Annotated in this window: 9 protein-coding genes; 5 read left to right on the top strand and 4 right to left on the bottom strand. The window is 58.5% G+C overall.

Annotated elements, in window-relative coordinates; all coding sequences use genetic code 11:
• The coding region (locus ACIP66_RS27885) for an outer membrane protein assembly factor BamE (RefSeq protein WP_400652420.1) at nucleotides 1-446 on the top strand (446 nt) is incomplete at its 5' end.
• Between the two features lie 61 nt (nucleotides 447-507).
• On the opposite strand, the gene ACIP66_RS27880 is transcribed toward ACIP66_RS27885, so the two are convergent.
• From ACIP66_RS27880 to ACIP66_RS27870, 3 genes are read right to left on the bottom strand one after another with little or no spacing between them, the layout of a single operon-like run.
• A complete protein-coding gene (locus ACIP66_RS27880; RefSeq protein WP_400652417.1) occupies nucleotides 508-822 on the bottom strand; it encodes an RnfH family protein in 315 nt (104 codons plus the stop codon).
• A complete protein-coding gene (locus ACIP66_RS27875) occupies nucleotides 815-1,249 on the bottom strand; it encodes a type II toxin-antitoxin system RatA family toxin (protein WP_007915213.1) in 435 nt (144 codons plus the stop codon). Before ACIP66_RS27875 ends, ACIP66_RS27880 begins: the two co-directional genes overlap by 8 nt.
• Before the next feature lie 7 nt (nucleotides 1,250-1,256).
• Nucleotides 1,257-2,660, bottom strand: a complete 1,404-nt coding sequence (locus tag ACIP66_RS27870) for a sodium-dependent transporter (RefSeq protein WP_053117013.1) — start codon at nucleotides 2,658-2,660, stop codon at nucleotides 1,257-1,259.
• 119 nt (nucleotides 2,661-2,779) lie between these two features.
• Between ACIP66_RS27870 and smpB the strand changes: the two genes are divergently transcribed.
• Nucleotides 2,780-3,262 (top strand): SsrA-binding protein SmpB, encoded by a 483-nt coding sequence (smpB, locus tag ACIP66_RS27865; RefSeq protein ID WP_008088297.1) that lies wholly within the window; start codon nucleotides 2,780-2,782, stop codon nucleotides 3,260-3,262.
• Between the two features lie 119 nt (nucleotides 3,263-3,381).
• Here the strand turns inward: smpB and ACIP66_RS27860 are convergent, their stop codons facing one another.
• Nucleotides 3,382-4,149: an FCD domain-containing protein gene (locus ACIP66_RS27860; RefSeq protein WP_212544105.1), complete on the bottom strand. Its 768-nt coding sequence runs from the start codon at nucleotides 4,147-4,149 to the stop codon at nucleotides 3,382-3,384.
• A gap of 262 nt (nucleotides 4,150-4,411) precedes the next feature.
• Between ACIP66_RS27860 and ACIP66_RS27855 the strand changes: the two genes are divergently transcribed.
• From ACIP66_RS27855 to ACIP66_RS27845, 3 genes are all read left to right on the top strand, one after another.
• Nucleotides 4,412-6,106, top strand: a complete 1,695-nt coding sequence (locus ACIP66_RS27855; RefSeq protein ID WP_400652413.1) for a lactate permease LctP family transporter — start codon at nucleotides 4,412-4,414, stop codon at nucleotides 6,104-6,106.
• A 148-nt stretch (nucleotides 6,107-6,254) separates the two neighbouring features.
• Nucleotides 6,255-7,079: a (Fe-S)-binding protein gene (locus ACIP66_RS27850; RefSeq protein ID WP_159812887.1), complete on the top strand. Its 825-nt coding sequence runs from the start codon at nucleotides 6,255-6,257 to the stop codon at nucleotides 7,077-7,079.
• Nucleotides 7,076-7,687: LUD domain-containing protein (locus ACIP66_RS27845; protein ID WP_400652410.1), on the top strand; the 612-nt coding region annotated here is incomplete at its 3' end. The genes ACIP66_RS27850 and ACIP66_RS27845, both read left to right, overlap by 4 nt.

Raw genomic sequence — 7,687 nt, 5'->3', positions numbered from 1 at the left:
ACAAAATCGACATCCAGCAGGGCAATGTCGTCACGCAGGATATGATAGACCAGTTACGCCCGGGAATGACCCGGCCGCAAGTACGGTTTATTATGGGTAACCCCCTGCTGACCGACACGTTCCATGCCGATCGCTGGGATTATCTGTATAGCCTGCAACCGGGTGGCGGTGAACGCCAACAGGAACGCGTCAGCGTTATCTTCAATTCCAACGACCAGCTTGTCAGCTTGTCCGGTGACTTTATGCCGGGCGTCAGCCGTGACGAAGCCATTCTCGGTAAGGACAGTGGCACTAACGTGACCGCTCCTGCTGAAAACACCGAGAAGCCAGCACCGGAAAAACCGGTCAAGCCAGGTTCCTTACTGGATCAGATCCAGAAGGACGTCGATGGTGTGGAAACCGTTCCGGTTCCAACACCAGAGCCGCTGGACACCACGCCGCAATAATTTGCGACGCAATAAAAAACCCGGAAATTCCGGGTTTTTTATTGTCTGGCGTTTGGCTTATTTAAAGATTTCGCGCTTTAGCCTCAGCTGCTTTGGCCGCACGCAAGCGTCGAACTTCTTTCGGATCAGCGAGCAGAGGGCGGTAAATCTCAATGCGCTCGCCTGCCTGAATCACCCGCGAGTCTGGATCCGGCACTACCTTGCCGAAAATCCCCAACGTACACTCCGCCAGATTCAGCTCAGGAAACTCCTCAGCAATCCCCGAAGCGAGCACGGCTGCGCGCACTGTCGCACCCTCTGCCACGCTGACCGAGCGCAATACCTGGCGATCAACCGCGGCATACACCACTTCTATCTCGATCACCGGCTTAACCATGCATCTGCTTGGCGCGCTGGCAGAACGCATCCACCAACGTGTTGGCAGCCTGATTGAACAGCGGCCCCAACGTCGCACGCACCAGCGGCCCGGCGTAATCGAACGATAAATCCAGGCTGATCTTGCAGGCCTTTTCGTTCAACGCCTTGAATACCCAGACGCCGTGCAACTGGTTGAACGGGCCTTCCTCAAGATTCATCTCGATCGACTGCCCCGGCACCAGCGTATTGCGCGTGACGAAATGCTGACTCAGCCCGCCCTTCGCCACGCCAACACTGGCGCGCATGTGCTCAGGCGAGCTTTCCAGCACCTCGGCCGCCGAGCACCACGGCAGAAATTCCGGGTAACGCGCCACGTCGTTGACCAGGTCGTAAAGGAATTGCGCCGGGTATGGCAACAGGGCTGAGCGTTGAATATGAGTCGTCATGTAAGCGTTACTTCCAGAGCTGAGCGGCAAACACTACAACAATGCCGATTGGCGCCACGTAGCGCATCAAGAACAGAGACAGGGCAAACAGTTTCGGGTTGCGGATCGACAACTCGTCACGCACCGCTTCACGCCCCATCACCCATCCGGCGAACAATACAAAACACAGGCCACCGAGCGGCAACATGATCCGCGAGGTGAAGAAATCGATCACACCGAAGAAGTCCAGACCGCTCTTCGCACCCCATTGGTAGAGGTGGAACAGACCGTCTTCGTTCACGAAAAATTTGGCTTCCTTCCAGATATTGAAGGAAAACACCGTGCCCAAACCGACGAACCAGCAGGTGAACGCCAACCAGAACGTCACCCAGGCGCGGCTGACTTTGGTGCGTTCAACCAGATACGCCACCATCGGTTCGAGCAGGGAAATCGCCGAGCTCCAGGCCGCGACGGCGACCAGCACGAAGAACACCACGCCCATCAATTGGCCGAAGGCTACGTTACCAAAGGCAAATGGCAGGCTGACGAACATCAGGCCCGGGCCTTCGCTCGGGTTCAGGCCGGCGGCGAAGACGATCGGGAACAACGCCAGACCGGCGACCAGCGAGACAAAGGTATCAAGCAGCGCCACGCCGACCACCGTGCCGGACAGCGACGCGTTCTTCGGCATGTACGCGCCGTAGATCATGATCGAGCCGACGCCGACGCTCAGCGAGAAGAACGCGTGGCCCATCGCAGGCAACAGACCGTCGAGGACTTTTTCCGGGTGGAAGTCGAACATGAAATGCACGCCTTCCATGAAATGCCCGGTGGTCATGCTGTAACCGAGCAGCACCAACACCATCACAAACAGCAACGGCATCATGATGCGCAGGCTGCGTTCCAGCCCGGCAACCACGCCTTTGGCGATGACGAAGGCGGACAGCAGCATAAAAATCGTGTGCCAAAGTGTCAGGCGCCATGGATCGGCGATGACATTGCCGAAATACGCACCGACTTGATCGGCCGTCGCGCCCTGGAAGTCACCGCGCCCCATGTCGACGATGTAATCCAGCGACCAGCCGCCGACCACGCTATAGAAAGACAGGATAAGCAATGCCGTGATCATCCCGGCAAACGCGCCCCACGACCATTTGGCCGAGTGCCCGGCTTCCAGCGCCAATACCTTCAAGGCGTTCGCCGGACTCTGCCGTGCGCGGCGGCCAATCAGGGTTTCAGCGAGCATGACCGGGATGCCGATCAGGGCGATACACGCCAGAAACATCAGTACAAACGCACCGCCGCCGTAGACCCCGACCATGTAGGGGAATTTCCAGATACTACCCAGTCCCACGGCCGAACCGGTCGCGGCGAGTATGAATACCCAGCGGCTAGCCCAACTGCCGTGGACAGAAACCTTGTCTGTCGACATCGTTTATCACGCCCAAGCGTTAGAAAAAGAGGCCGCATTGTCCGGGATTCACTCAACCTGCTCAAGCACGCAGCATCACCGTAGCCGACGGCCGTTTATCTCCATATAATGCCGCCCCTCTGGCTAAACAGAAGAAACACCCAACAGGGACCATCGCGCAGAACAAAAAGGCGCGACACGATTACTTCATCGAGCATAAGTTCGAGGCTGGTCTGGTCCTGGCCGGCTGGGAAGTAAAAAGTCTGCGGGCAAGCAAGCTACAGCTGGTTGACAGCTATGTCCTGCTCAAGGATGGCGAAGCGTGGCTGCTCGGTAGCCACATCACGCCTCTGATGACCGCAAGTACCCACGTCATCGCTGACCCGGTGCGCACACGCAAATTGCTGCTCAACCGCCGCGAGCTGGAAAAGCTTGCCGCGATGGTGCAGCAAAAGGGTTACGCCTGCGTCTGCCTGTCCTGGTACTGGAGCAAGCACATGGTCAAGTGCGAGATTGCTCTGGGCAAGGGCAAGAAGGAATACGACAAGCGTGACACCGAACGCGAGCGCGACGCCGGTCGCGAGCTGCAGCGTGCTGTGCGCAACAAGGGCAAGGAAGACTAGTCTTCGCCTTTGAAAGCAAAGATCGTCCGATCGCGGCCCGAGCCTTCGGCAGCTCCTACACAGGAATTCGCATTTCCCTGTAGGAGCTGCCGCAGGCTGCGATCTTTTGCTTTAAAAAATCACATGCCCTTGCGCCGCTCCGCCCGAGCCATGCGCTGAACCTCCTGCCGCACCTCTTCCAGCACTTCCTGCACATACAAAATGTGTCGGCTGGAGACTTCCCGCGCTTGCTCCGCGCGACCTTCAATAATCGCCAGATACAATTCCCGATGCTGGGTGATCAGCATGTCGCGGGTTTCCGTGCGCTGCTTGTACATGCCGCCAATGTTGGTCACCACGTTGCGCTTGAGCAAATCGAACAAGCCACGAATGGTGTGCAGCAACACCGCGTTATGACTGGCCTCAGCAATCGCCAGATGGAATTTCGCATCCGCCGCGCCTTCTTCCACCCGACTGACTTCGTCGTGGCGCGAGTAGCAGTCCTGCAACTCATCGAACGCCGCCGTCAGCCGTTCACGATCGACGTCTGTCGCGCGCAAGGCTGCGTAATAGGCGCACGATGCCTCCAGGGTGTGGCGAAACTCGAGCAAGTCGCGCTGCGCTTCAGGATTGTTTTCGAGCAGATGCAGCAGCGGATCGCTGAACGTCGAGCCCAGGCTTTCCACCACATAATTGCCGCCGCCCTGACGGCTGACCAGCAAGCCTTTGGCCGCGAGCTTCTGAATCGCCTCACGCAATGACGGACGCGACACGCCAAATTGCTCGGCCAGCGTGCGCTCCGCCGGAAGCCGTTCGCCGGACTTCAGCGTGCCCTCAAGGATCATCCCCTCGAGTCGCTCGACAATATCGTCAGACAAACGGCGCTGACGTATCTGATCAAACCCCATAACTCACTTCTCCACGATCCCGACCGCTCGCCGGGCTCTCTATTCTGGCCTATCGGCGCCTTGCCGACACCTACCAGACGCCACTTCGTCGAAGCGGATCAGACGCGATCTGCGCTGCACGTTCGACAAAAGTTTTAGGGCGACAAATTGACACACCGATACCAAGGCTTTTACCCTAGCGAACAGCGATTGTAAATTGGTCTTACCAATTAACCAAGAACGCTGACAGTGCCTGACCAACAACAATTAGGGGCCACCCCATATGCAAACCTGGCAACAGCTATACAGCCCGCTCGGCAGTCTCGGCGTGTCCGCACTCGCGGCCGTCATCCCCATCGTGTTCTTTTTCCTCGCGCTGGCGGTGTTCCGTCTCAAGGGCCACGTGGCCGGGAGCATCACCCTCGCCCTGTCGATTGCCGTGGCGATCTTCGCGTTTCAAATGCCGGTCGACATGGCTTTCGCCGCCGCCGGTTATGGTTTCGCCTACGGTTTGTGGCCGATTGCCTGGATCATTGTCGCGGCGGTGTTCCTCTACAAACTGACGGTGAAAAGTGGTCAGTTCGAGGTCATTCGCAGTTCGGTGTTATCGATTACTGACGACCAGCGCCTGCAAGTGCTGCTGATCGGTTTCTGCTTCGGTGCGTTCCTGGAAGGTGCCGCCGGTTTCGGCGCGCCCGTGGCGATTACTGCGGCATTGCTTGTCGGACTGGGCTTCAACCCGCTGTACGCCGCTGGCCTGTGCCTGATTGCCAACACCGCACCGGTTGCGTTCGGCGCCTTGGGGATTCCGATCATCGTTGCCGGCCAAGTGACCGGGATTGACGCGTTCAAGATCGGCGCCATGACCGGTCGCCAACTGCCGCTGCTGTCGCTGTTCGTGCCGTTCTGGCTAGTATTCATGATGGACGGCCTGCGCGGCGTTCGTGAAACCTGGCCGGCTGCATTGGTCGCGGGCCTGAGCTTCGCCATCACCCAATACTTCACATCGAACTTCATCGGCCCGGAACTGCCAGACATCACTTCGGCGCTGGCGAGCCTGATTTCCCTGACCCTGTTCCTCAAAGTCTGGCAACCGAAACGCACCGCCGGCGCACAAATCGCAGGCGCTACCTCCAGCGCAGCGATTACCGCCAGCGTCGGTGGTTTCGGCCAGAAGCGCACCACCGTGGCTTCGCCTTACAGCCTCAGGGAAATTTTCAAAGCGTGGTCGCCGTTCCTGATCCTCACCGTGCTGGTGACCATCTGGACGCTGAAGCCTTTCAAAGCGATGTTCGCCGCTGGCGGCTCGATGTACAGCTGGGTGTTCAACTTTGCGATTCCGCACCTTGATCAACTGGTGATCAAGACCGCACCGATCGTTGCTGCGCCAACCGCAATCCCGGCCGTGTTCAAACTCGATCCGATTTCCGCGACCGGCACGGCGATTTTCTTCTCGGCGCTGATCTCGATGCTGGTGCTGAAGATCAATTTCAAAACTGGTCTGACCACTTTGAAAGAGACCTTCTACGAACTGCGCTGGCCCATCCTCTCGATCGGCATGGTGTTGGCGTTCGCCTTTGTCACTAACTATTCCGGCATGTCCTCGACCATGGCCCTCGTGCTGGCCGGCACTGGCGCGGCGTTCCCGTTCTTTTCGCCGTTCCTCGGCTGGCTCGGCGTGTTCCTCACCGGTTCCGATACATCGTCCAACGCGCTGTTCAGTTCGCTGCAAGCAACCACTGCACACCAGATCGGCGTCAACGACGTCCTGCTGGTAGCGGCCAATACCAGCGGCGGCGTGACCGGCAAAATGATCTCGCCCCAATCGATCGCCGTGGCCTGCGCCGCGACCGGTTTGGTCGGCAAGGAATCGGATCTGTTCCGCTTCACCCTCAAGCACAGCCTATTCTTTGCAACGATTGTCGGCCTTATCACCCTGGCTCAGGCCTACTGGTTCACCGGCATGCTGGTGCACTAAACCTGAAAAATACAGAAAAAACCGACGCCGGTTCGTGATGCCGGCGTCAGCAATTCACCACCCGGTCTGTAAGGCTGCTGAAAGCAACACTCTCTATATTCAGCAGCCTCAGCGGACGGATAACCGGGACCACCCGGAGACACGCCTGATGAGCGAGCTTTTTTACAACGCTGTGCCGAACGCGACCCGCGTGGCACCGCCACTGCCCGAACCTCGGCAATACCCCAGCGAGAAACCGTCGCGGGTTTATCTGTTCGGGACGTGCGTGGTTGATCTGTTCTACCCCGAAGCCGGGATGGACGCGATCCACTTGCTGGAGCGCGAAGGGATTCGGGTCGAGTACCCGCAAGGGCAGAGCTGCTGCGGTCAACCGGCCTACACCTCGGGTTACACCGAGCAGGCGCGGACGGTAGCGCGCTCGCAACTGGCGCTGTTTGCCGGCGATTATCCGGTGGTGGTGCCGTCGGGTTCCTGCGCGGGCATGCTGCGCGAGCATTACGCCGACTTGTTCAAGGACGAGCCAGACACGTTGAAACAGGTTCAGGCCCTCGCGGCCCGCACCTATGAACTGGCCGAGTTTCTGCTGTTCGTCTGCAAGGTGCAGCTCAAGGACAGCGGCGAACCGGTCAAAGTCGCGCTGCACACTTCGTGTTCGGCACGCCGCGAAATGAACACGCACCTGCACGGTCGCGAGTTGTTGGCGCAGTTGAGCAACGTGGAACGGGTCAACCACGACCACGAAAGCGAATGCTGTGGCTTCGGCGGAACATTCAGCGTCCGTATGCCAGACATTTCCGGCGCGATGGTGGCTGACAAGACCCGCTCGCTGAAAGATTCCGGCGCGCATCAGGTGTTGAGCGCCGACTGTGGCTGTTTGATGAACATCAACGGCGCATTGGAGAAACAAAAAGAAACGCTACGCGGGCAACATCTCGCCAGCTTTCTGTGGCAACGAACCGGAGGTGCGCAATGAGCACTTCCGCGATTATTCCTACGGTCGCCGTAGAAGAAGATTTCCGCACCCAGGCCCACAACGCCTTGGGTGATCAGCAGTTGCGGAACAACTTCCGCACTGCGATGGATTCATTGATGACCAAACGGGCAGCCGCTTTCAGCGATGCCCACGAAAGAGAACACTTGCGTGCTCTGGGCAACTCGATCAGAGCCCGCGCGCTCTCCAAGTTGCCCGACCTGCTCGAGCAACTGGAAACAAACCTGACCCGCAACGGTGTGACAGTGCACTGGGCGGAAACGGTGGGCGAGGCCAATGGCATCGTCTTATCGATCATCCGTGCTCACGAGGCGCGGCAAGTGATCAAGGGCAAATCGATGGTCAGCGAAGAGATGGAGATGAACCATTTCCTCGAGGCTCAAGGCATTGAATGCCTGGAGTCCGACATGGGGGAATACATCGTCCAGCTCGACCACGAGAAGCCTTCACACATCATTATGCCGGCGATCCACAAGAATGCCGGTCAGGTCGCGTCCTTGTTCCACGACAAACTTGGCGTGGAATACACCCCGGACGTTGACCAACTCATTCAGATCGGTCGCAGAGTCCTGCGGCAGAAATTCTTCGCC

Origin of the sequence: Pseudomonas sp. NPDC088429 (assembly GCF_044753305.1) — a bacterium.
GTDB classification, from domain to species: domain Bacteria; phylum Pseudomonadota; class Gammaproteobacteria; order Pseudomonadales; family Pseudomonadaceae; genus Aquipseudomonas; species Aquipseudomonas rustica.
The sequence above is the reverse complement of the archived record's forward strand: the minus strand, read 5'-3'. Positions and strand labels throughout refer to the sequence as shown.

Coding starts and splice junctions, on each gene's coding strand:
- ACIP66_RS27860 (WP_212544105.1), bottom strand. CDS start 4,149: ATGGGGTTTGATCAGATACGTCAGCGCCGTTTGTCTGACGATATTGTC.
- ACIP66_RS27850 (WP_159812887.1), top strand. CDS start 6,255: ATGAGCGAGCTTTTTTACAACGCTGTGCCGAACGCGACCCGCGTGGCA.
- ACIP66_RS27855 (WP_400652413.1), top strand. CDS start 4,412: ATGCAAACCTGGCAACAGCTATACAGCCCGCTCGGCAGTCTCGGCGTG.
- ACIP66_RS27880 (WP_400652417.1), bottom strand. CDS start 822: ATGGTTAAGCCGGTGATCGAGATAGAAGTGGTGTATGCCGCGGTTGAT.
- ACIP66_RS27875 (WP_007915213.1), bottom strand. CDS start 1,249: ATGACGACTCATATTCAACGCTCAGCCCTGTTGCCATACCCGGCGCAA.
- ACIP66_RS27870 (WP_053117013.1), bottom strand. CDS start 2,660: ATGTCGACAGACAAGGTTTCTGTCCACGGCAGTTGGGCTAGCCGCTGG.